Here is a 435-nt window from a genome sequence, read left to right as displayed (position 1 = left end):
CGAACTTAACGTGCCAGCAGCCGCGGTAATACGAAGGGTGCAAGCGTTACTCGGAATTACTGGGCGTAAAGCGTGCGTAGGTGGTTTGTTAAGTCTGTTGTGAAAGCCCCGGGCTCAACCTGGGAATGGCAGTGGATACTGGCCAGCTAGAGTGCGGTAGAGGGTAGTGGAATTCCCGGTGTAGCAGTGAAATGCGTAGAGATCGGGAGGAACACCAGTGGCGAAGGCGGCTACCTGGACCAGCACTGACACTGAGGCACGAAAGCGTGGGGAGCAAACAGGATTAGAAACCCTGGTAGTCCACGCCCTAAACGATGCGAACTGGATGTTGGGCTCAATTCGGAGCTCAGTATCGAAGCTAACGCGTTAAGTTCGCCGCCTGGGGAGTACGGTCGCAAGACTGAAACTCAAAGGAATTGACGGGATGGATAGAGG

General features: G+C 54.7%; 1 rRNA gene. It reads left to right on the top strand.

Annotated elements, in window-relative coordinates:
* Window positions 1-435: ribosomal RNA gene (locus M6G53_RS25155) — 16S ribosomal RNA — on the top strand; the annotation flags it as partial.

This window comes from Serratia nevei, from assembly GCF_024160145.1.
Classification (GTDB): domain Bacteria; phylum Pseudomonadota; class Gammaproteobacteria; order Enterobacterales; family Enterobacteriaceae; genus Serratia; species Serratia nevei_A.
The sequence above is the reverse complement of the archived record's forward strand: the minus strand, read 5'-3'. Positions and strand labels throughout refer to the sequence as shown.